This window comes from Klebsiella sp. K47 (assembly GCF_051858335.1).
GTDB classification, from domain to species: domain Bacteria; phylum Pseudomonadota; class Gammaproteobacteria; order Enterobacterales; family Enterobacteriaceae; genus Klebsiella; species Klebsiella pneumoniae.
Genome location: NZ_JBPYUI010000295.1, coordinates 1 through 233, shown reverse-complemented (window position 1 = coordinate 233; position 233 = coordinate 1). Strand labels below are relative to the sequence as shown.

Below are 233 nucleotides of genomic sequence, written 5' to 3'. Positions count from 1 at the left end.
GGCTGCGCCAGACGCCGACGGCAATGACGATGACGATCAGGACCAGCAGGTACTTCCTGCGGCGCGCTCCAGCCGCACTTCCATTACGAAGCGTGATCCCGCATCGGCCAGCAGCAGCAGCGCGGCGCCCGCGTAGAGCACGCGCACGGCGCTGCGGCCACGCCAGCCAAAGCGCGCACGGCCGATCAGCAGCACGGCAAAGGTCAGCCACGACAGCAGCGAGAACACCGACT

General features: G+C 68.2%; 1 protein-coding gene. It reads right to left on the bottom strand.

All coding sequences use genetic code 11. The features are described from left to right. Positions 1–36 precede the first annotated feature (36 nt). Positions 37–233: cytochrome c biogenesis protein CcsA (gene ccsA, locus RRF55_RS28095; protein ID WP_439419313.1), on the bottom strand; the 197-nt coding region annotated here is incomplete at its 5' end.